The sequence below is a fragment of the Streptomyces sp. NPDC051567 genome, assembly GCF_044454165.1.
In the GTDB taxonomy this organism is placed as follows: Bacteria; Actinomycetota; Actinomycetes; order Streptomycetales; family Streptomycetaceae; genus Streptomyces.
The window spans coordinates 348,800-372,643 of record NZ_JBITDK010000004.1 but is presented as its reverse complement, the minus strand read 5'-3'; the positions used below and the strand labels follow the sequence as shown (position 1 = coordinate 372,643).

General features: G+C 74.7%; 18 protein-coding genes and 1 pseudogene. 13 read left to right on the top strand and 6 right to left on the bottom strand.

Going from position 1 to position 23,844, the window contains the following annotated elements; genetic code table 11:
- Nucleotides 1-6: 6 nt before the first annotated feature.
- On the bottom strand, nt 7-1,683 hold the full coding sequence (locus tag ACIA5F_RS07565; RefSeq protein WP_399350181.1) for a ricin-type beta-trefoil lectin domain protein: 1,677 nt from the start codon (nt 1,681-1,683) through the stop codon (nt 7-9).
- Nucleotides 1,684-1,868: 185 nt separating this feature from the next.
- Here ACIA5F_RS07565 and ACIA5F_RS07560 point away from each other — a divergent pair, with 185 nt between their 5' ends.
- From ACIA5F_RS07560 to ACIA5F_RS07540, 5 genes are all read left to right on the top strand, one after another.
- Complete coding sequence (locus ACIA5F_RS07560) at nt 1,869-2,528, top strand: TetR/AcrR family transcriptional regulator (protein WP_399350179.1); 660 nt, start codon at nt 1,869-1,871, stop codon at nt 2,526-2,528.
- Between the two features lie 64 nt (nt 2,529-2,592).
- Nucleotides 2,593-3,534: a serine/threonine dehydratase gene (locus ACIA5F_RS07555; RefSeq protein ID WP_399350177.1), complete on the top strand. Its 942-nt coding sequence runs from the start codon at nt 2,593-2,595 to the stop codon at nt 3,532-3,534.
- A gap of 203 nt (nt 3,535-3,737) precedes the next feature.
- On the top strand, nt 3,738-4,103 hold the full coding sequence (locus ACIA5F_RS07550; protein WP_399350175.1) for a hypothetical protein: 366 nt from the start codon (nt 3,738-3,740) through the stop codon (nt 4,101-4,103).
- Nucleotides 4,104-4,366: 263 nt separating this feature from the next.
- The gene (locus ACIA5F_RS07545; protein WP_399350173.1) at nt 4,367-6,400 is read left to right on the top strand and encodes an FAD-dependent oxidoreductase; all 2,034 of its coding nucleotides are present in this window, start codon (nt 4,367-4,369) and stop codon (nt 6,398-6,400) included.
- 153 nt (nt 6,401-6,553) lie between these two features.
- Complete coding sequence (locus ACIA5F_RS07540) at nt 6,554-6,967, top strand: PaaI family thioesterase (protein ID WP_399350171.1); 414 nt, start codon at nt 6,554-6,556, stop codon at nt 6,965-6,967.
- Between the two features lie 176 nt (nt 6,968-7,143).
- On the opposite strand, the gene ACIA5F_RS07535 is transcribed toward ACIA5F_RS07540, so the two are convergent.
- Entirely contained in the window at nt 7,144-8,778 is a 1,635-nt protein-coding gene (locus tag ACIA5F_RS07535) for an alpha/beta hydrolase (protein ID WP_399350169.1), read from the bottom strand.
- A gap of 803 nt (nt 8,779-9,581) precedes the next feature.
- Here ACIA5F_RS07535 and panD point away from each other — a divergent pair.
- Together panD and ACIA5F_RS07525 are read left to right on the top strand one after the other, a co-directional pair.
- Nucleotides 9,582-10,004, top strand: a complete 423-nt coding sequence (gene panD / locus ACIA5F_RS07530) for an aspartate 1-decarboxylase (protein ID WP_399350167.1) — start codon at nt 9,582-9,584, stop codon at nt 10,002-10,004.
- A gap of 13 nt (nt 10,005-10,017) precedes the next feature.
- Nucleotides 10,018-10,371, top strand: coding sequence for a GNAT family N-acetyltransferase (locus tag ACIA5F_RS07525; protein ID WP_399350165.1), 354 nt, complete (start codon nt 10,018-10,020; stop codon nt 10,369-10,371).
- A 592-nt stretch (nt 10,372-10,963) separates the two neighbouring features.
- Here the strand turns inward: ACIA5F_RS07525 and gndA are convergent.
- Nucleotides 10,964-12,409: an NADP-dependent phosphogluconate dehydrogenase gene (gene gndA / locus ACIA5F_RS07520; RefSeq protein WP_399350163.1), complete on the bottom strand. Its 1,446-nt coding sequence runs from the start codon at nt 12,407-12,409 to the stop codon at nt 10,964-10,966.
- A 185-nt stretch (nt 12,410-12,594) separates the two neighbouring features.
- Here gndA and ACIA5F_RS07515 point away from each other — a divergent pair, with 185 nt between their 5' ends.
- Nucleotides 12,595-13,893: a transglycosylase family protein gene (locus ACIA5F_RS07515; protein WP_399350161.1), complete on the top strand. Its 1,299-nt coding sequence runs from the start codon at nt 12,595-12,597 to the stop codon at nt 13,891-13,893.
- A gap of 111 nt (nt 13,894-14,004) precedes the next feature.
- On the opposite strand, the pseudogene ACIA5F_RS07510 reads toward ACIA5F_RS07515, so the two are convergent.
- Together ACIA5F_RS07510 and ACIA5F_RS07505 are read right to left on the bottom strand one after the other, a co-directional pair.
- Nucleotides 14,005-14,760, bottom strand: a pseudogene (locus tag ACIA5F_RS07510) (DMT family transporter); the annotation flags it as partial.
- A gap of 51 nt (nt 14,761-14,811) precedes the next feature.
- Entirely contained in the window at nt 14,812-15,435 is a 624-nt protein-coding gene (locus ACIA5F_RS07505; protein WP_399350159.1) for a carbonic anhydrase, read from the bottom strand.
- Nucleotides 15,436-15,578: 143 nt separating this feature from the next.
- Here ACIA5F_RS07505 and ACIA5F_RS07500 point away from each other — a divergent pair, with 143 nt between their 5' ends.
- The 3 genes from ACIA5F_RS07500 to ACIA5F_RS07490 all read left to right on the top strand — a co-directional run bounded on the left by ACIA5F_RS07500 (nt 15,579) and on the right by ACIA5F_RS07490 (nt 18,858).
- Nucleotides 15,579-17,042, top strand: a complete 1,464-nt coding sequence (locus ACIA5F_RS07500; protein ID WP_399350157.1) for an SDR family NAD(P)-dependent oxidoreductase — start codon at nt 15,579-15,581, stop codon at nt 17,040-17,042.
- Between the two features lie 516 nt (nt 17,043-17,558).
- Nucleotides 17,559-17,732, top strand: coding sequence for a hypothetical protein (locus ACIA5F_RS07495; RefSeq protein WP_399350253.1), 174 nt, complete (start codon nt 17,559-17,561; stop codon nt 17,730-17,732).
- 154 nt (nt 17,733-17,886) lie between these two features.
- Nucleotides 17,887-18,858 carry an NAD-dependent epimerase/dehydratase family protein gene (locus ACIA5F_RS07490; RefSeq protein ID WP_399350251.1) on the top strand — a complete coding sequence of 324 codons (972 nt, stop codon included), beginning with the start codon at nt 17,887-17,889 and terminating at the stop codon, nt 18,856-18,858.
- Here the strand turns inward: ACIA5F_RS07490 and ACIA5F_RS07485 are convergent.
- On the bottom strand, nt 18,844-20,280 hold the full coding sequence (locus tag ACIA5F_RS07485; protein WP_399350155.1) for a lipase maturation factor family protein: 1,437 nt from the start codon (nt 20,278-20,280) through the stop codon (nt 18,844-18,846). The two genes, ACIA5F_RS07490 and ACIA5F_RS07485, sit on opposite strands and share 15 nt — an antisense overlap.
- A gap of 185 nt (nt 20,281-20,465) precedes the next feature.
- On the opposite strand from ACIA5F_RS07485, the gene ACIA5F_RS07480 reads away from it, so the two are divergent.
- Both ACIA5F_RS07480 and ACIA5F_RS07475 read left to right on the top strand, forming a co-directional pair.
- Entirely contained in the window at nt 20,466-21,674 is a 1,209-nt protein-coding gene (locus ACIA5F_RS07480) for a DUF6777 domain-containing protein (protein ID WP_399350153.1), read from the top strand.
- Between the two features lie 7 nt (nt 21,675-21,681).
- On the top strand, nt 21,682-23,742 hold the full coding sequence (locus ACIA5F_RS07475) for a SpoIIE family protein phosphatase (protein ID WP_399350151.1): 2,061 nt from the start codon (nt 21,682-21,684) through the stop codon (nt 23,740-23,742).
- Nucleotides 23,743-23,844 lie beyond the last annotated feature (102 nt).

The following is a 23,844-nucleotide window of genomic DNA, read 5'->3' as shown; positions in this document are numbered from 1 at the left end:
GTCCCCTCAGACCGGCAGTGCCCAGAGCTGGTCGGCCCGGTGGTCGCCGCAGGGCGCCAGCTCCAGCCGTCCGGCCGGTACTTCGGCGGTCGCGGGCGCCGTCAGGCAGCGCCCGTCCGCCTCCGAGACCAGGGCCCCGTCACGGCGGTGCGTCCAGAGCTGTTCCGGCCGCCGCTGCCCCGGGGCGCAGCCGGCCAGGACGGCCGACCCGCCCGCGCCCGCCGCCAGGCAGGCGCCGTCCAGCCGCAGGCTCCCGTCGTCGCCCACCGTCCAGCGCTGGGCGGGGGCCCCGGTGCAGGTCGCCAGGGCGAGCGCGCCGCTCTCCCCGGGGCCGGACCCGGCCGCGCACCGGGCGCCGGAGCCGGTGATCTGCCCGGTGGGCACGGCCTCGGCGCAGCCGCGCGGGGTGAGCCGCCACACGGCGGTGTCGTGCGCGGCCAGGCTTCCGGTCAGCGCGCCCGCGACCCGGCGGCGTTCCCCGCTCCACAGGTCCTTCGCGTCGACGGCGCAGGAGCGCAGCCCGATCTCGTCGAGCGGTACGGAGATGTCCCGGGTGGCGCCCGAGCGGTTGAGCACGGCCACCGCGCGGTCGCCGTCGGCGAGCGGACGGACCAGGATGTCGAAGGTGGCGTTGGAGGAGACCACCGCGCCCTGACGGCCCATCGGGTCCTGGTCCAGGGCGATCAGATCGCTGTCGCCGAGCGCGGCGAGCCCGGCGGGGGTGAGGCCGGCGACGTTCGAGGAGAGGATGAAGGGGGCCGCCATCATCGCCCACAGCGCGACCTGGCTGCGGCTCTCGGCCGCGGTGAGCCCGGGGGCGCCCGCGATCAGGAAGTCCGGGTCGTTCCAGTTCCCGGGGCCCGCGTACCGGCCGAGCCAGCGGTTGTAGCCGTAGTTGCCCAGCACCGAACCCCACCGCGAGGCGTCGGGCGCGGCAGGCCGGTGCACCGCGATGTCCCGGCCCTCGCGCCAGAGCTGGCCGGTCTCGCCGACCCAGCCGAGCACCTTGTGCCAGTCGGAGCCGCCCCACTCGCCCTGCTGGAAGTAGGCGGGCGCGGAGGCCGACAGGACCATGTCCCGGCCGCTGTCGCGCAGCGCCCTGGCGACGGCCCCGTACGCCTCCCGGTACGCCTGCTCCTTCGTCCTCCCCGGCGGCACCCACAGGTTGCAGCCGTCCATCTTGACGTAGTCGACGTCCCAGGAGGCGAACTGCCGGGCGTCCTGCGCGTAATGGTCCGGGCCGCCGCCCTCCGGGGAGCCGCTGCCGGGGTAGCGCTCGCAGGTCAGGTGGCCGGCGTCCTGGTAGATGCCGAACTTCAGCCCCTTGGCGTGCAGGTGGTCGCCGAGCCAGGCCATGCCGTGCGGGAACTTCGCGGTGTCGACGACGAGCGCGCCCCGGGCGTCGCGGCTCCTGGTCATCCAGCAGTCGTCCACGGTCACGGTGTCGTAGCCCTTGGCGGCGAGCCCGGTGGCCACGAGCGCGTCGGCGTTGGCGACGACGGTGGCCTCGTCGATGTCGCACATGTAGTGCGCCCAGTTGTTCCAGCCCATGGGCGGGGTGAGGGCGAGCGGGGTGTCCGAGGTCGCGGTGGGCTCGGCCTGCGCCGGGGCGGGGGCGGGCGAGAGGGCGAGCAGGACGGCCGCGGTCAGGCAGGGGAGCGTCGCACGCAGGCGAGGCGGCACGGAGACTCCTTGACGTGGGGGCGGGCGGACCGACGGCCGGACCGTCGTGCCCCAGTGCAGCGGCGCGACCACCCACTGTCAACGCGTGTCGGCGGTGTCACGCGAGGAAGAGCAATATGGCCGCAGCCGGGGCCGCGCAGACCGGTGATACGTCGTATGTTCCAGCGTCTGATACGTTGTATCTCATGCCGAGGAGATCAGTAGCCCTGGACCGCGCCACCCCCGGCGTCATCGCCGCCGCCGCCCTGCGGATCGTGGACGAGGACGGACCGGGCGCGCTGAGCTTCCGCGCCCTCGCCGACCGGCTCGGCGTCTCCCACGCCACCGTCCAGCGCCGCTGCAACGACCTCGCCGGACTGCTGGACCTGTGCACCGAGCACCTGGCCGCGCAGCTCCCCGAGATCCCGGCCGGCACGGGCTGGGCGGACGCCACCGAGCAGCGGTTCGGCGCGCTGTACCGGCTGCTGACCGCCCACCCCGGACTGCTGGTGCTGCGCGGCGGCAGGCCCTGGCTCGGGCGCCAGCTCCTGGCCCGCCTCGTCGAGCCCGCGCTCGCCGACAGCGTCGCCGCCGGGATGACCGCCGCCGAGGCGATGACCGTCTACCGCCGCATGTACCTGCTCACCCTCGGCTCCGCCGCCTTCGTCGACCACCGCGACCCGGCCGGGGCCACCGCCGCCTCGCGGGCGGCCCTGGCCGCGCTGGAGCCCGGGGAGTTCCCCGTCCTGTGCGCCGGGCTGGCCGAGGTGCTGCCTCCCCTGACCGACCACGAGGTGTACTACGGCGCCCTGCGCCAGCTGATCGAGGCCGCGCGGCCCCACCGGCCCTCGCCGCCCACCGTCTGAGAAGCCCACCGCCCGAGAAGTCCACCGCCTGAGAAGTCCACCGCCGAGAAGGGGACGTACGTCCATGGAACAGCAGCTCGACTACGCCGCCGTGCGCGCCGCCGCCGACCGGATCGCCGGCGCGGTACGGCCCGCCGCCGTGGTCCCCGCGGCCGAGGGCCTCTGGTACGCGCTGGAGCACCTCCAGCACACCGGCTCCTTCAAGGCGCGCGGTGCCCACAACTTCCTCGCCGCCCACCACCGGGCGGGCACCCTCCCGGACGCGGGCGTCACCATCGCCTCCGGCGGCAACGCCGGGCTCGCCTGCGCCTGGGCGGCCCGCGCGCACGCCGTGCCCGCGACCGTCTTCCTGCCCGTCAACGCCCCGCGCGTCAAGGTGGATCGGCTGCGCGGCTACGGCGCCGAGGTCCGCCTCGTGGGCGACCGGTACGCCGGGGCACTGGCCGCCTGCGAGGAGTTCGCCGCCGGGAGCGGCGCCCTGAGCAGCCACGCCTACGACCACCCGCTGATCGCGGCGGGCGCGGGCACCCTGCTGGACGAGATCCGCGCCGGGCTGCCCGGCCTGGACACCGTGGTCGTCGCGGTCGGCGGCGGCGGGCTGTTCGCCGGGATCGCCACCGCCGCCCGGGAACACGGCGTCCGGGTCGTCGCCGTCGAGCCCGAGAACTGCCGGGCCCTGAACGCCGCCCTGGCGGCGGACCGGCCCGTGGACGTCACCGTCGACTCGGTGGCCGCCGACTCCCTCGGGGCCACCCGGGTCTCGGTGGACGCCCTGGCCGCCGCCCGCCACGAAGGCGTGCGGTCGGTCCTCGTCCCCGACCACGCGATCACCGCCGCCCGGCGCGCCCTCTGGGACGAGCACCGGCTCGTGGTCGAGGCCGCCGCGGCCACCGCCCTCGCCGCGGTGCGCACCGCCGGGCAGCCCCTGGGCGCGAAGGTCGCCGTCGTCCTGTGCGGGGCCAACACCGACCCCGGCGACCTGGCGACGGCCCCCGCCCCGCACTGAGCCCCGCCGGAGGGGACCCACCGCAGGGGGCCCACCGCAGGGGGCCCGCGCAGGTGGGGGCCGCCTCCGGACGACGATCGTCGCGACGGCCCACGACTTTGGAGGACAGTCCGGGGCGGGCGCCGGCTGCGAGGGTCGGTGGTGTCCGGGCGACCGTGCCCGGACGGTGCCCGTCCGGGCACGGGAGGGTACGGAGGAACGGCGTGGCTCAGCACAAGGGTTGTCTGATCGGCTGTGCGGTGGCGCTGGTGGTGGGCCTGGGCGTCCTCGCCGCGCTGACCTTCGGCGCGGTGAAGCTGGTCGACATGGCGGACAAGGTCCTGCTGGACCCGAAGGTCTACCAAGAGATCGAGGCCGGTGACACGGAGAGCCAGGTCCGAGGCCGGCTGCCGTCGGGGGAGACCGTCCTGAAGACCGGCCTCAAGGAGGGCGGCCCGGCCGAACCCCAGGGCAGCGTGTGCTCCTGGTACCTCTCCAGCGCCGACGCCAAGGGCGGCGAGGAGACGGTGTTCCGCTTCTGCTTCAAGGACGGCAGGCTCGCGGGGAAGGCCGAGTACCACCTGAAGTAGACGCGCGGGGCGTGCCGTACGGGGTGCGCGGGGCGTGCCGTGCGGGCCGGGGCCGGGCCGGTTTCCGGTGCGGTCCGCGCACCCGGCCCGCGCGTGAACTGCGCCACAGCCCCGGGGCCGCCGGACGCCCGGTACCCGGGAATCAGCGGGAGGGAAGGGGCGGGAAGGGGTGGGAAGCCCCTCACCTGGTTTTGCACCTAGTTGCAAAACTGTCCGCGCCTCGCTAGAACAGGTCCGACGACCCGCGCGAGGAGGCACCCCCGATGGACCCGCAGAGTTCCCAGAGCCGGTACCCGCACCTGCTGAGCCCCCTGGACCTCGGGTTCACCACCCTGCCCAACCGCGTGATCATGGGCTCGATGCACACCGGCCTCGAAGAGCACGAGCGCGGCTTCGAACGCCTCGCCGCCTTCTACGCCGAGCGCGCCCGCGGCGGTGCCGCGCTGATCGTCACCGGCGGCATCGCCCCCAACGACGAGGGCCGCCCCTTCGAGGGCGGCGCCCGCCTCACCACCGAGGCGGAGACCGCCGGACACCGGCTGGTCACCGAGGCCGTCCACGCCGAGGGCGGGAAGATCGCGATGCAGATCCTCCACTTCGGCCGCTACGCCTACCACAAGGACCTGGTCGCCCCCAGCGCCCTCCAGGCCCCCATCAGCCCCTTCGTCCCGCACGCGCTCACCGACGCGGAGGTCGAGCGGACCGTCGAGGACTTCGTCCGCACCGCCCGGCTCGCCCGGAGCGCCGGATACGACGGCGTCGAGATCATGGGCTCCGAGGGCTACCTGATCAACGAGTTCACCGCCGCCGCGACCAACCGCCGCACCGACCGCTGGGGCGGCTCGTACGCGAACCGCGTCCGCTTCCCGCTGGAGATCGTCCGCCGCACCCGGGAGGCCGTCGGCGAGGACTTCATCATCGTCTACCGCCTCTCCATGCTCGACCTGGTCCCCGGCGGCTCCACCCTCGACGAGGTCGTCCACCTCGCCCGGGAGATCGAGGCGGCCGGCGCCACCATCATCAACACCGGCATCGGCTGGCACGAGGCCCGCATCCCCACCATCGCCACCTCCGTCCCGCGCGGCGCCTACACCTGGGTCACCCGGCGGCTGATGGGCGCGGTCTCCGTCCCCCTCGTCACCGGGAACCGGGTCAACACCCCCGAGACCGCCGAGGAGATCCTCGCCGACGGCCGCGCCGACCTGGTCTCGCTCGCCCGCCCCTTCCTCGCCGACGCCGCGTTCGTCGCCAAGGCGCGCGCGGGCGCCCCGGACTCCATCAACACCTGCATCGGCTGCAACCAGGCGTGCCTGGACCACACCTTCAGCGGCCGGATCACCAGCTGCCTGGTCAACCCGCGCGCCTGCCACGAGACCGAACTCGTCCTGTCACCGACCCGGCGCAGGAAGCGCGTCGCCGTCGTCGGCGCCGGACCGGCCGGACTCTCCTGCGCCGTCACCGCCGCCGGACGCGGCCACGCCGTGACCCTCTTCGAGTCCTCCGCCCACATCGGCGGCCAGCTCGACATCGCCCGCCGCGTCCCCGGCAAGGAGGAGTTCGCGGAGACCATCCGCTACTACGGCAACCAACTCGCGCAGACCGGCGTCGAGGTCCGGCTGAACACCCGCGCCGACGTCCCGGCCCTCACGGGCTACGACGAGGTCGTCATCGCCACCGGAGTCACCCCCCGCGTCCCCGCCATCGACGGCGTGGACCACCCGAACGCCGTCAGCTACCTCGACGTGCTGCGCGACGGCGCCCCCGTCGGCGGGCGCGTCGCCGTCGTCGGCGCCGGCGGGATCGGCTTCGACGTCGCCGCGTTCCTCACCGACAGCGGCGAGGGCGCCTCCCAGGACCCCGCCGTCTACTTCCGCCACTGGGGCGTCGACACGCGGTACACCGGACCCGGCGGGCTCACCACCCCCGAGCGGCCCGCCCCGCCGCGCCAGGTCCACCTGCTCCAGCGCCGGACGACCAAGGTCGGCGCCGGTCTCGGCACCACCACCGGCTGGATTCACCGTACGGAGCTCAGGCACCGGGGCGTCGTCACCGTCGCAGGGGCCACCTACGAGCGCATCGACGACGAGGGCCTGCACATCACCGTCGACGGCGAGCCGCAGCTCGTACCCGCCGACACCGTCGTCCTGTGCACCGGCCAGGAACCCCGCCGCGACCTGTACGAGGAACTGCGCGCGGCCGGGATCGAGGCGCACCTGATCGGCGGCGCCGACGTGGCCGCCGAGCTGGACGCCAAGCGGGCCGTCCGCCAGGGCACGGAGCTGGCCGCGTCCCTCTGACCCCAGCCGCGTCCCTCTGACCCCGGCCGGGGCCCTCTGTCCCCAGCCGTGTCCTTCAGCCGTGCCCCCCGTCGACGGCCCGTCCGCGCATCCGTACCGACGGGACGGGCCAAGGGTGTTGTGCGGCCCGGTCCGGGCCGTCAGAATCGCCCGGTGACGCTCACACCGGCAGACGCAGACAAGATCCTCGCGGACCACTTCGCCCCCTGGGTGCTCGGCCTCGGCCTGACCGTCGAGGAGACGGGCGAACGGCACGCCGTGCTGCGGCTGCCCTGGTCCGAGGCGCTGGCCCGGGACGGCGGCGGCCTCTGCGGGCAGGCCCTGATGGCGGCGGCCGACACCGCCACCGTCATCGCGGTCTGCGCCGCGCGCGGCGGGTACGGGCCGATGACCACCGTCCAGCAGTCGACCAGTTTCCAGCGGCCGGTGGTGGGCGCGGACGTCCTGATCCGCGTCCGGGTCACCAAGCTCGGCAAGCGGATGGCCTTCGCCGACACCACCTTGACCCCCGAGGGCGCGGCGGAACCCGCCGCGACGGCCTCGACCGTCCACGCCCTGCTGGGATAGTCCCCTCCGGCGCCAGGCGCCAGGTGCCGTCCGCCCCGCACGCGACGGCGGCCGGGCACCGCCCACGAGGACATGGACGGTGCCCGGCGACGGCAACGGCAACGGCCACGGTCACGGCCGCAGCAACGGTTCACACCGTGCGGCTGCCGTGCGGCTGCCGTGCGGCTACCGTGCGGTCAGAAGCGGCCGGGGCCGGCCGGGAACGGGAGCGGCCTCAGCGGGTTCGGGGACGCCTGACGCTCCGCCAGGGCCGGCGGGTTCTTGCAGGTGAGGTCCTTGGCGGGCAGCTTGCCCGTGGTCAGGTACGCGTCCACCAGGGCGTTGGCACAGGTGGGCCCGGCCGCGTACACGCCGTGGCCCTCGCCGCCCTCCACCAGGATCTCCCGCGAGCCCTTGAGCGCGTGGTGCAGGCCCCGGCCGCTGGAGAGCGGGGTCTGCGAGTCCCACTCGTTCTGCACGGTCAGGACATTGGCCCGGGTCTTCATCGGGGTGGCCTTCTCCACGGGCCGCTGCCAGAAGGCGCAGGGCTTGATGTTGGAGGCGAAGTCCCCGTACAGCGGGTAGGCGGCCTTGTCCTCGATCGCGTCGCGCCGGTACTGCTCCGGGTCGCGCGGCCAGGCGTCGGTGTCCCCGCAGAGCACGCTCCAGAAGACCGCGACGGCGTTGTCCGGGGCCGGGACCGGCGCGGTGGCCGGCGCGGTGGCCGGCGCGGCCGGGGCGCCGGACGGCCGGACGGCCTGCGCCGGGCCCCGGGCCTCGGCCAGCATCCGCTTCAGCTCCGCCGCCGAGGTACCCGCGGGCAGCGGCCTGCCCTCGGCCGCCGCCTTGAGGGCCACGATGATCGGGGTGGCCTGGGCGGGGTAGAAGAACAGCGCCCGCCCGGCCCGTATGCCGTCGCCGTTCAGCTTCTGCCCGTCGAGCACGATCGGGTCCCGGTCGGCGCGCGCCACCAGCGCCCAGAACGTCGCGGACACGGCTTCCGGTGTGTCGCCGAGCTGGTACTGCGCCGAGCGTTCCGCCGCCCACCGGGTCCACCGGTCGTAGGCGGGCTCCGCCTCCGACGCCCACACCTGGATCATGCCGCGCCAGATCAGCTGGGGGTCCACACCGCTGTCGAGGACGACGCGGTCGGCCCGCTGGGGGAACATCTGCGTGTACACCGCGCCGAGGTAGGTGCCGTACGAGTAGCCCAGGTAGGAGATCTTCCGCTCGCCCAGGACCGCACGGATCGTGTCCATGTCCCGGGCCGTGTTGCGCGTGGTGATGTGCGGCAGCACCGAACCGGCCTTCTCCCGGCACTTCTCCGCGACCGTGCGCGCCCACGCCACGTCCGAGGAGAAGGTCTCGGGCCGGTACGCCCGGTCGAACTGCTGCTCGGCATCGGTCAGCCCGCAGGAGACCGGGCTGCTGGACCCGACCCCGCGCGGGTCGAAACCGATCAGGTCGTACCGGTCCCGGACGTCCTTGGCCATCGCGTCGTTCATCAGCACCGGGTCGTAGAGCCCGGAGCCGCCCGGACCGCCCGGGTTGAGGAGCAGGGCCCCGTGCCGGGCCCCCGGGTTCTCGCTCTTCATCCGCGATATCGCGAGGTCGATCATCCGGCCCTCGGGACGCCGGTAGTCGAGCGGGACCTTGATGGTCGCGCACTCGTACGCGGCCGGCGCGTCGGGAGCGCAGCGCTGCCACGCGGGCTTCTGCTTGAGGTACGACGCGGTGGGCGCGGCGGACGCCTGGGTCGCGGAGAGCAGGGGCGCGGTGGTGGCGACGAGTCCGGCGGCGACAAGCAGGGGTGCGAAGCGTTGTGTGCGCACGAAGAGCCGTTCCTTTCGAAGAAGTCGGTTCTCCGCCCACTCTGTTGCATGCCGACGCCGGGCGAATCATCCCGGAGACCCGTTCCTCTACTCCCCACGATGGAGCAAAGAACCGGTCAACTGGCCGGAAAGGAAAGGGGGGTGGAGCAGGAACGGAGGCGAGCGGGGCGCCGTCGGCGAGTCGCGCACCTCCCCGGGCTGCCGCGGTCCGGTCAGGGCCACGACCGGTAACGGCTGGGACAGGACCCGGACGAGGGCGAACCCCGTCGGGGAGACGTGACCTTCCCGTCCCACCGCTTGACCGACACCCTCCGTGCCGAACGGAACACCCTCTTCACCCCGTGAGGACACCCGGCAGCACCTCGCCCCGCCGACCCGAGGGACCGGGGCCCGGAGCGGCAGACGGCGTAGAGGTTCACACCGGGCCGTTCGGGGCCGGTCTCAGTCCCAGAAGAACGGCCAGATCCCGGTCCGGGTCTGGCCGCGCTGTCAGAGCCGCGCATCATCCGGCCGTCCGGCCCGTGCTCCCAGCGGAGTGCGTTCGGGTACCCGGGCAGCAGACCGGGCGCGGACCAGCCGGCGTGTTCCGCCGGCCTTTCGTCACGCTCCGGGAGATGGACCGTTGCGGTGCCGACGCCTGCCGATCACCTTTCCCGGCTGGTGGGCCGCCCCGGCCCGGTCGGGGACGAGTCCTGAAAGGCAAGGGGAAACCGCTACCGGGCGCGTGAGCCGTTGTAGGCTGTGGAGGACGCCCTTGACCTGCAAGAACGCAGGCAGGGAGCAGACGATTCGGGAGCAACTCCATGCTGCGCACCATGTTCAAGTCCAAGATTCACCGGGCCACGGTCACCCAGGCCGATCTGCACTACGTCGGCTCGGTGACCGTCGACGCCGATCTGCTGGACGCGGCGGACCTGCTGCCCGGGGAGCTTGTCCACATCGTGGACATCACCAACGGGGCGCGGCTGGAGACCTACGTCATCGAGGGCGAGCGGGGCAGCGGGGTCATCGGGATCAACGGGGCCGCCGCACACCTGGTGCACCCCGGTGACCTGGTCATCCTCATCAGCTACGCCCAGGTCGAGGACGCGCTGGCACGGGTGATGAAGCCCCGCGTCGTGCACGTCGACGGCGAGAACCGGATCATCGGACTGGGCGCGGACGCGTCCGTGCCGGTACCGGGAACGGACCAGGAGCGCAGCCCCCACGCGGTGGCTGCCGTCTGAGGGGAGTCGGGCCATGTCACAGACCCAGCCGATCACGTTCGAGGACGAGCGGAAGGCCGGACGGCTGCTGGCCGTCGAGGGCGGGACCGCGGTCGGGTTCATCGCGTACTTCGTGCTGGCCGAGGCCCCGCACGCCCTGGTGGCCGTGCACACGGTCGTGGAACCGGGGCACGAGGGCCGGGGGATCGCCGGGGAGCTGGTGAGCACCTTCTACGGGATCGCCGCCGCCGAAGGCGTGCCGGTGGTCCCGCTGTGCCCCTACGCGGCGAGCTGGGCCGCCCGCCACCCCGACCGGGCGCCCGAGGCCCCGGCCGGGGTCGTGGCGGCGGCGAAGGCACAGCTGGAGACGGATTCGGCCCTGTGGTGACGTGATGACGACGGCGCCGACGGCCCTGTGGTGACGGGCCTGACCCTGTCGCACACCTGGGTCGTGTCTTCAACGTTCCGTCTGGCCGGCGGGGTCTGGCACGCGCGCCTGCCGCGTTGTCGTCGGTCGCCGATGCTCCGCATCGACTCCCTCCTCCGCCTTGCAGTCGCACCCACCGACCCCGCCGGTCACCGCCCCGGCAGGCGTACGCGCCGGGGCCGGGGCAAGGTGGGACCCATGGTGCGAAACATGGCGGTGGCACGGAACGCGGCACGGAGTACGGCAGGGAACGGGGCACGCAACGCGGCGGTGGACGTCCACCGGGCGGTCGCCCCCGCGCGGGAGGCCGTGGGCGGGGGCGTGGAGCGGACCCGGCCTCCGGAGCCCGACCCGCAGCCGCCCCTGCCCGGCCCCGGTCCGCTGCCGGACCCCGAGCCCATCCCGCGGCCCACGCCACGGCCCGCGCCGCCCGTGCCCCGGCCCGTCCCCGAGCCGGACCCGGTACCCGCCCCGCCGGGGCCCGCGCCCCTTCCGCAGCCCGGACCCCTGAGCTGAGGGCCCCGGGGCCCCGGGGCGCGCGTCAGTCCGTGCGTCAGTCCGTGCGGACCTCGGAGCGGTCGCCGCTCCAGAGGGTGTGGAACGAGCCCTCGCGGTCGGTGCGCCGGTAGGTGTGCGCCCCGAAGAAGTCGCGCTGCCCCTGGGTGAGGGCGGCCGGGAGCCGCTCGGTGCGCAGGGCGTCGTAGTACGCGAGCGAGGCCGCGAAGGCAGGGACCGGGATGCCCTGCCCCACCGCCGCCACCACTGCCGCCCGCCAGCCCTCCTGGGCCGCGCCGATCTCCTCGGCGAAGTGCGCGTCCGCCAGCAGGCCCGGCAGGCCCGGCCGGGCGTCGTACGCGGCCCGGATGCGGTCGAGGAAGGCGGCCCGGATGATGCAGCCACCGCGCCACAGCGAGGCCACCGCGCCCAGGTCCACGCCCCAGCCGTACTCCTCGCTGCCCGCCTGGATCTGGTGGAAGCCCTGGGTGTACGAGACGATCTTCGAGGCGTACAGCGCCTGCTCGACCTGGGCGGCGAAGGCGTCCGCCGCCTCCCCCGAGAGGGCGGTCGCCGACGGGCCCGCGAGCTCGCGGGAGGCCGCGCGCAGCTCGCCGTGGCCGGAGACCGCGCGGGCGAAGACGGCCTCGGCGATCCCCGACACCGGCACGCCCAGGTCCAGGGCGATCTGCACGGTCCAGCGGCCGGTGCCCTTCTGCTCGGCCGCGTCGGCCACGACGTCGACGAACGGGCGGCCCGTCGCGGCGTCCGTGTGCGCGAGCACCTCCGCCGTGATCTCGATCAGGTACGAGTCCAGGCGGCCCTCGTTCCAGGTCCGGAAGGTCTCCGCGATCTTCGCGGGGGAGTAGCCCGCGACCTCGCGCAGCAGGTGGTACGCCTCGGCGATGAGCTGCATGTCGGCGTACTCGATGCCGTTGTGCACCATCTTGACGAAGTGCCCGGCCCCGTCGGGACCCATGTGCGAGGTGCACGGCGTGCCGTCGGCGGCCTTGGCGGAGATCTTCTCCAGCAGCGGGCCGAGCGACTCGTACGACTCCCGCGAGCCGCCGGGCATGATGCTCGGGCCGAGGAGGGCGCCCTCCTCACCGCCCGAGATGCCGACGCCCACGAAGTGGATGCCCCGCTCGCGCAGCTCCCGCTCCCGCCGGCGGGTGTCCTCGAAGTGCGCGTTGCCGCCGTCGATGATGACGTCGCCCTCCTCCAGGAGCGGGGCGAACTCGCGGATCACGGCGTCGGTGGGGTCACCGGCCTTCACCATGATGATGAGGCGGCGGGGGCGCTCCAGCGCGTCGACGAACTCCTTGGCGGAACCGGCCGCGACGAAGGAGCCCTCGTGCCCGAACTCCTCCACCAGCGCCGTCGTCTTCGCGGCCGTACGGTTGTGGACGGCGACGGTGAAGCCGTTGCGGGCGAAGTTCCGGGCCAGGTTGCTGCCCATCACCGCGAGCCCGGTGACGCCGATCTGGGCTGTGCTGGTGCTCATGCGTGCGCTCCTGCGTGCTTCGGTGTGCGGGGAACACCGACGCTACCGCGCTGCCCCGGGCCGCAGATCTTCCGGCGGTCGAGAGAATGTCAACTTCCGCTGGAGTGCGCCCGGTTGCGCCCCTTGTCAGGTCCTGGGCGCGCCGTTAGGTTGTGGCGTTCCTGATGTCTTCACTGGGGGCTCCCATGGGTGTACGGGGCCGGCATCGCCGGTATCGGCCGAGCAGCGTCAACCGGGCCTCGCTCGCCGTCACCGCCGGTGGCGCCGGGCTCGCGCTCCCGCTCATCGGCGCCGGAGCCGCCCACGCCGCCTCGGTGGACACCTGGAACAAGGTCGCCACCTGCGAGGCCGCCGGCAACTGGCAGATCAACACCGACAACGGGTACTACGGCGGGCTCCAGTTCAGCCAGAACACCTGGCGCGCCTTCGGCGGGACCGTGTACGCCGCCCGCGCCGACCTGGCCACCAAGGACCAGCAGATCGCGGTCGCGGAGAAGGTCCTCAAGGGGCAGGGCCCGAACGCCTGGCCGAACTGCGGGAAGCGGGCCGGTCTGACGCGCAGCGGCCCGGCACCCGAAGGGATGAAAAACCGTACACGGCCGCCGGAGGCCACCGCGACCACCGGGGCCGTCGGGGCGGTCGTCCCGGTGTCGGTCAAGGCGACCGGAGGCGACGGGGCCCCGGCCCAGGGCGCCGCGCCCCGCCCGACCGGGACGTCGGTCCTGCCCAACCCGTACGTCGTCGCGCCCGGCGACTCGCTCTCGGCGATCGCCACCGACCAGCGGGTCGAGGGCGGCTGGCAGGCGCTGTACGAGACCAACCGGGTCGCCGTGGGCGGCAACCCGAACCTGATCTTCCCCGGGCAGCGCCTCACCCTGCGGATCACCGCCGCCCCGGCCCCGCCGCCCGTCCAGAACCCCGAGAAGCCGCCGCGGACGGCCGAACCCGTGAAGCCGGTGGAGCCCCAGGCGGCGAAGCCCGCCACGAAGCCGGTGGAGAAGCCGGTCGGGACGCCCGCCGGGAAGACGGCGGAGAAACCGGCCCCGCAGCCCGCCTCAGCGGAGCGGGAACCGGCCGCGGCCGGGTTCTTCGCCCCCGTGGACGCGGACCTCGGCATGTCCTACCGCGTCGCCGGTTCCTCCTGGTCCAGCGGCTACCACACCGGCATCGACTTCCCCGTCCCGACCGGCACCGCGGTCAAGTCCGTCGGCCCCGGCCAGGTGCTCGTCGCGGGCTGGGCCGGGTCGTACGGCTACCAGGTCGTCATCCGGCACGCCGACGGCCGCTACTCCCAGTACGCGCACCTGTCCGCCCTCGGGGTCAAGGCCGGCCAGCAGGTCTCCGGCGGCCAGCGGATCGGCCGCTCCGGTTCGACCGGCAACTCCAGCGGCCCGCACCTGCACTTCGAGATGCGCACGGGACCCGGCTACGGCACCGACATCGACCCGCTGACATACCTCCGGGGCCACGGCGTCCGCCTCTGACCCCCGCTCTGACCCCCGCACGCGCGACGGCACGGCCGTGAGCAGGACCAGGCCGGCCGTCGCCAGCGCGGCGCTCGCCAGGGCCGCCGCCGTGCCCGCGCTCCCGTACCGGAACCCCTCGCCGAAGAGGCAGACGCCGACCGCCGCCGCGACCACCGGGTCGACCACGGTCATCGTGGCCAGCGGCGCGGCCAGCCCGGCGCCCCGGTACGCCGCCTGGGAGAGCAGCAGCCCGCCGGCCGCCAGCACGGCGACCGCCGCCAGGTCGGCCCAGAGCGTGCCCGGCGCGCCGTGCGGGCCCGGCGCTCCCGGGGCGAAGCCCCCGGCCGCCGACTTGGCGAAGACCGAGGCCATGCCGAAGGCCGTGCCCGCCGCCGAGGCCAGCAGGACCCCGCGCGCCGCCGCCCGGCGGGCCCGGCGCGCCGCCAGGACGAGGACGGCCGCCAGGACCCCGGTCAGGCTCAGCAGCAGCCCCCGCGTACCGCCCGTCAGCACGTGCTCCGCCCGCCCGTCGCCGCCCGTCAGCGCCAGCAGACCGGCCAGGCCCACCGTGGTCAGCAGGGCCCCGCGCCAGGCCGCGGCGCCCGCCCGGCGGTGCACGAGGACGGCCGCCATCGGCAGGGCGAGGACCAGGGTGAGCGCGCCGAGCGGCTGGACCAGGCTCAGCGGCCCGTACGCGAGCGCCCCCACGTGCAGCAGCGCGCCGAGCCCGTTCAGGGCCACGGCGGCCCACCAGCCGGCCCGCCGCAGCAGCGCGTACGGGCGCGGCGGCGCGTCCCGCGCGATCTGCTCCTGGACGATCGCGCCGCCCGCGTAGGCCACGGCGGAGACGAGGCAGAGCAGGACCGGCAGGGCCAGGGCACTCATGGAATCCAGGATGCGCGCTCCGCCCCGCCCGCGCCCGCGCCGGCGGCCCCGTCAGCGGCGGAACACGACCTCGCCGGTGTCGAGGTCGAACCGCGCGCCGACCACCACGGCCGGATCGAAGGCCCGGTCGGCGCGGAGCGTCCGCTGGACCCGGGCCACGTTCGCGCTCACCGCGTTCTCCAGCCAGTCGCCCGCCAGCGGACGCGCCCCGGCCGCGGCCGGGGTGAGCTCGTCGATCACCCGGGTCAGGTGGCCGCGTACGGCCCTTCCGCTGCGCACCCGCTCCACGGCGGCGGCCACCGCCCCGCACCGCTCGTGCCCCAGCACCACCACCAGCGTGGCGCCGAGCTCGGTGACCCCGAACTCGATGCTGCCCAGCACGGCTTCGTCGAGGGCCTGGCCGGCGGTGCGGATGCACACCAGATCGCCCAGGCCGACGTCGAAGACGCGCTCCGGCGGCACCCGCGAGTCGATGCACCCGAGGACCACCGCGAACGGCTGCTGCCGGACGGCCAGCGCCCGTCGCCGTTCACCGTCCCCGCCGCGCGGGGGGAGCGGACGTCCGGCCGCGTACCGGGCGTTTCCGGCCCGCAGTCTTTCGAGCGCGTCCTCGGAACTGGTCGAGCCGGGAGCGAGCGGATGCCGGCGCGTACGGATGCGGAGAGTCACAGGCATATCCATACCGTGACGGGCCGCTCGCCGTCGGTGAGGCGCACAGGACGGGTTTGGCCCCGGGCGCGGGGAATCCGTACAGTTCCCCCTTTGGGGACTTCCGCAGCAGGCGGACGCGGACGAGTGATCAAGGAACGGCAGCGGCCATGACGGTGACCGAAGACAACCACGCCTACGGGCCGGGCATCGACCCCGAGCGGCTGGCCCTCTGCCTCGGGGTCCTCGACGAGCTGGACAAGCTCGACGTCGACCACCCCGACGCCATCACCGTACGCCGCGCCACCGCGGGCCTCTACCGCACGGTCAAGCAGCGCCGCCGCCAGGAGCGCCGCGCCGCCAAGACCGCCAACGACAAGGCCGTCACCGAGGCGACCGCGACCGGCTCGGCCGAGCGCATCGACGACGAGACCCAGGGCAACGCCCTGTCCGCCGCGACCAAGGGCCCGATCGCCGGGATACTCCAGCGCCCGCGCTCCTGCTACATCTGCAAGACCCGCTACGTCGAGGTCGACGCCTTCTACCACCAGCTCTGCCAGGAGTGCGCGGCCTTCAACCACGCGCGCCGCGACGCCCGCACCGACCTGACCGGCCGCCGCGCCCTGCTCACCGGCGGCCGGGCCAAGATCGGCATGTACATCGCGCTGCGGCTGCTGCGCGACGGCGCGCACACCACCATCACCACGCGTTTCCCGAACGACGCGGTCCGCCGCTTCAAGGCCATGCCCGACAGCGCCGAGTGGCTGCACCGCCTGAAGATCGTCGGCATCGACCTGCGCGACCCGGCCCAGGTCGTCGCGCTGGCCGACTCGGTGGCCGCCGAAGGCCCGCTCGACATCCTGATCAACAACGCCGCGCAGACCGTACGCCGCTCCCCGGGCGCCTACAGCGAGCTCGTCGCGGCCGAGAGCGCCCCGCTGCCGGCCGGTGAGCTGCCCGCCGCCGAGGTCATCGGCACCTTCGGCAGCGGCACCGTCGACCGGGTCGCCGCCCTGCCCACCGGCAAGGGCGAGAAGCTCAGCGCGCAGGACGTCACCGAGCTCGCGCTGGTCTCCGGCTCCGCCTCCCTGGAGCGGATCGCGGCCGGTACCGCCATCGACGCGGGCGGTCTGGTCCCGGACCTGCACGACAGCAACAGCTGGATCCAGACGGTGTCCGAGGTGGACCCGGTCGAGCTGCTCGAAGTGCAGCTGTGCAACTCCACCGCGCCGTTCATCCTGATCAGCAAGTTGCGTGCGGCGATGGCCGCGTCCTCGGCCGGCCGCCGGTACGTGGTCAACGTCTCCGCGATGGAGGGCGTCTTCAGCCGCGGCTACAAGGGCGCCGGCCACCCGCACACCAACATGGCCAAGGCCGCGCTGAACATGCTGACGCGCACCAGCGCCCAGGAGATGTTCCAGCAGGACCAGATCCTGATGACGGCCGTCGACACCGGCTGGATCACCGACGAGCGCCCCCACCCGGACAAGATCCGTCTGGCCGAGGAGGGCTTCCACGCCCCGCTCGACCTGGTCGACGGCGCGGCCCGCGTCTACGACCCGATCGTGCGCGGCGAGGCGGGCGAGGACCTGTTCGGCGTCTTCCTGAAGGACTACGCGCCCGCCAACTGGTAGGACCCCGAGTACCTCGCGCAGCCCCCGGCCGACACCACGGCCGGGGGCCGCGCGCGTGACGGCCCCGGACCGGCGGGGGTCCGGCCCCGGACCGGCGGGCCGGAGCGGCCCGGTGCGGCGCCCCGTCCCGGGCCCCGGTCCGGGTCTCCCGCCGGGGCCGTCACCCGGGTGGAGCAGACGGCCCGGACCGCCCTCCGGCCGGAACCGTCCGGAGGTCAGCCCCGCCGCGCCGCCGCCTCCGTCCCACGCGTACGCCCGTGAACATCGGGTATCGAGCGGACCATCCGTCATGGGCCGTTCTCCCGCGACTTGCTGAACTCCTGACGAGAACTGGCCAACCGAGGGGTTTTTGCCTTTCCATCGAGCGGGGGTGCGCTCATATGTGTACCCTGAGGGGCAGCAATGAGGCCCCTATCCGGGCCACGCTCCACCACGGCGCCACCGCGCCCGGAAACCCTTTCATCCCTTGCCCGGCGCGGTCCGCCCACCGGGTTGCGCGACACAAAGGAGTGCGCGGTGACAGACACGACGAAGCCCGACCAGATGCTGCTGGAGCGTACGGGGTGGCGGGCCAGCGCCCGTACCGACGAGCTCGGAAACCTCGAAGTCTGGGCCCGGTCCGCCCCGATCAGGCTGGCCGGCTACGAGGACGACCTGGCCGAGGCACACATCCTGCCCGGCATCGACTAGAGGACACCGCCCCTGCCCCACCGCAGCGGCAGCCTCTGGTACCCCCCTCGCCGACCGGCGAGGGGGGTACTACGCCGTGGGCGTCATCGCTGAGGGCGATCACGGCTTCCGCCCGCCCCTCCGGCGGGCCAGGCTGACACCCGTGAGACTTCTGATGCTGGGCGGTACCGAATTCGTCGGACGCGCCCTCACCGAGGACGCCCTCGGCCGGGGCTGGGAAGTGACGGTCTTCCACCGCGGACACCACGCGCCCCCGCCGGGAGCGTCGGCGCTGCACGGTGACCGCACCGCGCCCGGGGGCCTGGACGCCCTCGCCGAGGGCCGGTGGGACCTCGTCGTCGACACCTGGGGCGGCGCCCCCAGCGCCGTCCGCGACAGCGCCCGGCTGCTGAGCGGCCGGGCCGGGCAGTACACGTACATCTCCAGCCGTTCCGTCCACGTCCACCCCTCCCCGGCCGGGTCCGACGAGGACGGCCCCCTGGTCGACGGCTCGCCCGACGCCGGGGCCGTCTCCTACGCCGAGGACAAGCGGGGCGGCGAGATCGCCGCCGCCGACGCCTTCGGCGACCGCGCCCTGCTGGTGCGCGCCGGGCTGATCCTGGGCCCGTACGAGAACGTCGGCCGGCTGCCCTGGTGGCTGCACCGCACCGCCCGCGGCGGCCCGGTCCCGGCCCCCGGCCCCCACGGACTCCCGCTCCAGTACATCGACGTCCGCGACCTCGCGCGCTGGACCCTGGACGCCGCCGGGGCCGGGCGCGGCGGCGCGTACAACCTCGCCTCCCCGGCGGGGCACGCCACGATGGGCAGCCTCCTCGACGCCTGCGTGACCACCACCGGCGGCGGCGCCGCACTGCGCTGGACCGACCCGGAACAGATCGCGCGGGCCGGGGTGCGGCCCTGGACCGAGCTGCCGATCTGGGTTCCCCGGGGCGAGCTGCACGACCACATGTTCGGCGGCGACGTCACCAAGGCGCGGGCCGCCGGGCTGGTCTGCCGGCCGGTCGAGGAGACCGTGGCCGACACCTGGGCCTGGCTCCGGGGACTCGACGGCCCGGCCCCCCAGCGCCCCGACCGGCCGAGCCCGGGACTCACCGCACGGCAGGAGGCCGCGCTACTCGCCCCCTGACCGGTACGGCCGCGCCAGCCGGGTCGGCGGCAGGTACTCGCGCACCAGCGTGCGGTGCCACCAGGCGCCCGTCGCGCGCAACTCCCGCCAGGTGGTGAACCGGTAGCGGTACAGCAGGGCCCGGACGTACACGGGCGGGGCGTCCGGGAAGGGATTGTGCCGCACCAGCCGCAGCGTGTCCCGGTCACCCGCCAGCAGCCGCTCCACGAACGGCCCGAACCAGTCCCGCGCGTAGCCGGGGGAGAGCGCCGCGAACCACATCAGCCAGTCCAGCCGCAGATGGTACGGGGCGAACTGGCGCGGCATCCGGCGCGGTTCCCCCGGCTTGCCCCGGAAACCGTACGCGCGCCACACCCCGTCCGCCCGCGGCACCTCCTCCGCGGTGCCCTCCACCACCACCTCCTCGCGGACCCGGCCCACCGTGCCGAACGCCCCGTAGGAATTGACCAGGTGGAGCCCGTCGTACGAGCGGTTCATCACCTGGCGGCGCGAGAGGAGGTTGCGCACCGGACCCCGGCTCAGGAACAGCACCAGGGCCGTCACCGCGCAGCCCGAGACCGTGAACCAGAGCGGCGCGTGGAAGGCGGCGGCCGGGGGCGGGCCGGTGAGGCCGGTGACGTCGACGGCCGAGAGGGCCAGCGCGATCGTCAGCCAGTTCAGCCAGGCGAAGTTGCCCGACAGCACCAGCCACAACTGGGTGCACACCATCAGCCCGGCCGCGATGCCCGCGACCGGCTGCGGCGCGAAGAGCGCGAAGGGCACCACCAGCTGCACGACGTGGTTGGCCGCGCACTCCGCCCGGTGCAGCGGCTTCGGCAGGTGGTGGAAGAACCAGCTCAGCGGGCCGGGCATCGGCTGCGTCTCGTGGTGGTGGTAGAGACAGGTGAGCTTGCGCCAGCAGGCGTCCCCGCGCATCTTGATCAGCCCGGCGCCGAACTCCACCCGGAACAGCACCCAGCGCAGCAGCCACAGCACCAGCAGCGGCGGCCCGGCCCGCGCGTTGCCCAGGAAGACGGCGAGGAACCCCACCTCCAGCAGCAGCGACTCCCAGCCGAAGGCGTACCAGGTCTGGCCCACGTTCACGATCGACAGGTACAGCAGCCAGAGCAGGGCCCACACCGCCATCGCCGCGCCCAGCGGCACCGCGTCCGCCGCCCCGGCGGCGACGGCCGCCGCCAGCGCCGCCCCCGACCAGGAGCACACCGCGAAGAACCGGTCGGAGTAGTACAGGTGGAAGACCCCGGGCGCGCTCCGGAACGACGTGTACCGCAGGTACGCGGGGACGGGCAGCATGCCCCGCTCGCCGATCAGCGCACGGAACTGGAGCGCGGCGCAGACGAAGGCCACCAGGTAGACCCCGGCCAGGGCCCGCTGGAAGACCAGCCGGCCCAGCCAGTACCCGGGTGCCGTGAACCAGTCCATCCCCCTCAGTATCGGCCCCCGGCCCCCGGCCCGCGCAGGGTACGGCCGGACGGCCCCACGGGCGGGAAGGAGCCGCCCGGGGAGCACCCGGCGGCTCCCGGACCTCCCCCGGCCCACCCCGCTTGCGGGTGCCACCGGGATGCGGCAGACAAGAGGGAGCAACCGGGGCGACAAGGGAGATCCACGTGCACGCACCGACACCTTCGCCGCCGCGTCGTCCGTCGCGTCGTCACCCACCCGCGGGCGCGGCCCTCCTCGCGCTCCTCGCCCCCCTCGGCCTGCTCGCCGCAGGGTGCGCGGGGGACCGCGAGCCCCCGGGCACGGCCGGACCGGAGAGCCAGGAGGTCCACCTCCAGCCCGTCGCCGCCCCGGGCCCCGACCCGTTCACCGCCTCCACCTCCCTCGGCGAGTCCGCCGCCGCCCGGCCCCCCGCGACCACCCCGGCCGGCCGGGGCATCCGGACCGTCGGCGCGGCCACCCCCGGCCTGTACGGCGGCACCCGCAGCCTGGGCAGCTGCGACGTCGAACAGCAGCTCCGCCACCTCACCGCCGACAAGGCGAAGGCCCGGGCCTTCGCCGAGGCCTCCGGCGTCGAACCGGCGAAGCTCCCGGAGTTCCTGCGCGGCCTCACCCCCGTCGTCCTGCGCGCCGACACCCGCGTCACCGGCCACGGCTTCCGCGAGGACCGCGCCCGCGGCTTCCAGACCGTGCTCCAGTCCGGCACCGCCGTCCTCGTCGACAACCACGGCATGCCCCGGGTCCGCTGCGCCTGCGGCAACCCCCTCGCCGCCCCGCGCGCCGCCCGGGGCGCACCCGTGCAGAAGGGCGAGGCGTGGGACGGCTACCAGGCCCACCAGGTCGTCGTCGTCGAACCGACCGCCCAGGCCGTCGACCGCCTGGTGATCGTCGACAGCGCCGACGGCACCTGGATCGAGCGCCGGACCGGTGACGCGGGCGCCCACGACCGCAACCCGCTGGTCCCGCCCCCCTACGACCCGGCGGACGGCGTCCCGGACGTGCCCGCCGCCCCGCCCGGCACCTCCCCCGACGACCCGTGCGCCACCGCGGACGGCGCCCCGGGCACGGCCCCCGGATGCCCGCCGGACCAGGCGACGCCCCCGAGCCCGCCCGGGAAGCCCGGCGGGACCGGCCCGGCCGTCCCCCCGGTCCCGCGCCCGCCGTCCGGCCTCCCGGACACCCCGCACCCGGACGCCCCCCTGGAACCCGCCCCGGAGACGTTCCCGCCGCTCCCGCACGTCCCGGAGGAGCCCGGGGCGGACCAGGCCCCCGACGGCCCGGCCCCGCACCCGTACGACCCGTACGGCCCGTACGACCCGTTCGCCGTCCCGGACCAGCAGCCACCGGACGGGGGCCACTCCCTGGAGAGCGCCTGACCGGCCCGTGTGTCATGGTGGACCGGTGCCGCCCACCGCATCGCCGCCGGACGACTGGCCCGCACACCCGGACCGGTCGCTCTCGCTGAACCGCATGGGCAGCTTCGACTGGGACCTGGACGCCGGGCTGCTCCACATGGACGACGCGGCCCTCGCCGTCTTCGACACCGACCCCGGGGCGTACGACGGCCGGCCCGCCTCCCTCGCCGACCGCGTCCCGCGCACCGAGGCGACCCGGCTCGACGCCCTCGTCGCGGGCGCCCTCAAGAGCGGCGCGGAAAGCTACGGCGCCTACTTCCGCCTGCGCTGCCACGACGGGCGACTGCGCTGGACGCACACCCAGGCCCGCGTCCTGCGCGGCCCCGACGGGCGCCCGTACCGGATCATCGGCATCGTCCGGGACGCCACCGAGGAGCTCAGCCACTCCGCCGAACGCCTCGGCCTGGACGAGGAACGGCGCCGCCAGACCTCGGTGGTCGAGAGCACCACCGCCGCCCTCGCCCACGCCCGGACCGTCAAGGACGTCATCGACGCGCTCAGCGACGCCCAGGGCCTCGAACGGCTCGGCTCGATGGGCATGGTGATGGGCCTGGTCCAGGCGGGCCGCATCCACCTCGTCGCCGAGGGACCCGAAGGCAGCTTCCTCCCCGGCACCCGCTACACCCGCATCGACGAGCCGTACCCGATGAGCGAGGTCGTCCGCTCCCTCCGGCCCCGCTTCGTCGACGCCCGGGAGTTCGCCCGCAGCTACCCCGCCCTGTGGGCGCGGATCTCGTACATGCGGATCTCGGCGGCGGCCTACCTGCCGCTGATCGCCCAGGCCCGCCCGATCGGCGCGATCGGCCTGCTCTACCAGGACAAGGACGGCTTCACCCAGGAGGAACGGAACCTGCTGGTCGCCCTGGGCAGCAGCATCGCGCAGAGCCTCCAGCGGGCCATGCTCCTGGAACAGGAGCACGACCTCGCGGAGGGCCTCCAGCAGGCCATGCTGCCCCGGCTGATCCCGGACGTGCCGGGCGCGGAGATCGCCGTACGGTACCGCTCCGCCCGCCGGGGCCAGGACATCGGCGGCGACTGGTACGACGTCGTCCCGCTGCCCGGAGGCCGGGTCGGCGCCGTCATCGGCGACGTACAGGGCCACGACACGCACGCGGCGGCGGTCATGGGCCAGCTGCGGATCGTCCTGCGCGCCTACGCCGCCGAGGGCCACGCCCCGGCGACGGTCATGGCCCGCGCCTCCGCCTTCCTCCACGAACTGGACACCGACCGCTTCGCGACCTGCACCTACGCGGAGGTCGACCTGTCGACGGGCGTGGTCCAGCTGGTCCGGGCGGGACACCTGGACCCCCTGCTGCGCACCCGGGACGGGGACTGCCGCAGGCTGCTGGTGGAGGGCGGGATGCCGCTCGGCCTCTCCGCGGAGTTCGGCCGCCTCGAATACCCGGTGACCACGGTGGAACTGGACCCGGGAGAGACGCTCCTGCTCTGCACGGACGGGCTGGTGGAGACGCCCGGCGCGGATCTCGACGACGGCATCGAGCTGCTGACCTCACTGATCCGCAGCGGCTCCGCCGACCTGCAACGGCTCGCGGACCGGCTCTGCGGGATCGTGGACGAACGCGGCGGGGACGACGACATGGCGCTCCTCCTGCTGCGCCGCCGGATCGAGGACGCCCCCGAGGGCGGGGGCCGCCTCCAGCGGCACGTGGAGCCCGGGGACCCGCAGGCCCTGGTGGCGGCCCGCCACATGATCGGGACGGCGGTCCGCGAGTGGGGCGCGCGGGAACGGGCCGACGAGATCGAACTCGTCGCGGACGAGCTGATCGTCAACGCCCTGATGCACACGGACGGCCCGGCGACCGTGACCCTGCGCGTCCTGTCCGGCCCGCGCCGGAGCCTGCGCCTGGAGGTCGAGGACCGCTCCAGCGCCCTCCCGCGACGCCGCGAGGCGGGCGAGGCCGGCGTCTCGGGCCGCGGCCTGCTCCTGGTGGACCGCCTGGCGGACGTATGGGGCGTGGAACCGCGCGGCAGCGGCAAATGCGTCTGGTGCGAGTTCACGACGGAGTGACCGGCCCGGTCCCGGTCCCGGTGTGCGGGGACACCGTCCGTTCGGTCTCCTTCGCCGACTCCTCGCTCCCGTGCTGTCCCACCTGCCGGACCGGCGGCGGAC

Bases quoted from the DNA above. Each gene is read 5' to 3' on its own strand.
- ACIA5F_RS07560 (WP_399350179.1), top strand. From the start codon at position 1,869: ATGCCGAGGAGATCAGTAGCCCTGGACCGCGCCACCCCCGGCGTCATC.
- ACIA5F_RS07555 (WP_399350177.1), top strand. From the start codon at position 2,593: ATGGAACAGCAGCTCGACTACGCCGCCGTGCGCGCCGCCGCCGACCGG.
- ACIA5F_RS07545 (WP_399350173.1), top strand. From the start codon at position 4,367: ATGGACCCGCAGAGTTCCCAGAGCCGGTACCCGCACCTGCTGAGCCCC.
- panD (WP_399350167.1), top strand. From the start codon at position 9,582: ATGCTGCGCACCATGTTCAAGTCCAAGATTCACCGGGCCACGGTCACC.
- ACIA5F_RS07525 (WP_399350165.1), top strand. From the start codon at position 10,018: ATGTCACAGACCCAGCCGATCACGTTCGAGGACGAGCGGAAGGCCGGA.
- gndA (WP_399350163.1), bottom strand. From the start codon at position 12,409: ATGAGCACCAGCACAGCCCAGATCGGCGTCACCGGGCTCGCGGTGATG.
- ACIA5F_RS07515 (WP_399350161.1), top strand. From the start codon at position 12,595: ATGGGTGTACGGGGCCGGCATCGCCGGTATCGGCCGAGCAGCGTCAAC.
- ACIA5F_RS07505 (WP_399350159.1), bottom strand. From the start codon at position 15,435: ATGCCTGTGACTCTCCGCATCCGTACGCGCCGGCATCCGCTCGCTCCC.
- ACIA5F_RS07500 (WP_399350157.1), top strand. From the start codon at position 15,579: ATGACGGTGACCGAAGACAACCACGCCTACGGGCCGGGCATCGACCCC.
- ACIA5F_RS07490 (WP_399350251.1), top strand. From the start codon at position 17,887: ATGCTGGGCGGTACCGAATTCGTCGGACGCGCCCTCACCGAGGACGCC.
- ACIA5F_RS07485 (WP_399350155.1), bottom strand. From the start codon at position 20,280: ATGGACTGGTTCACGGCACCCGGGTACTGGCTGGGCCGGCTGGTCTTC.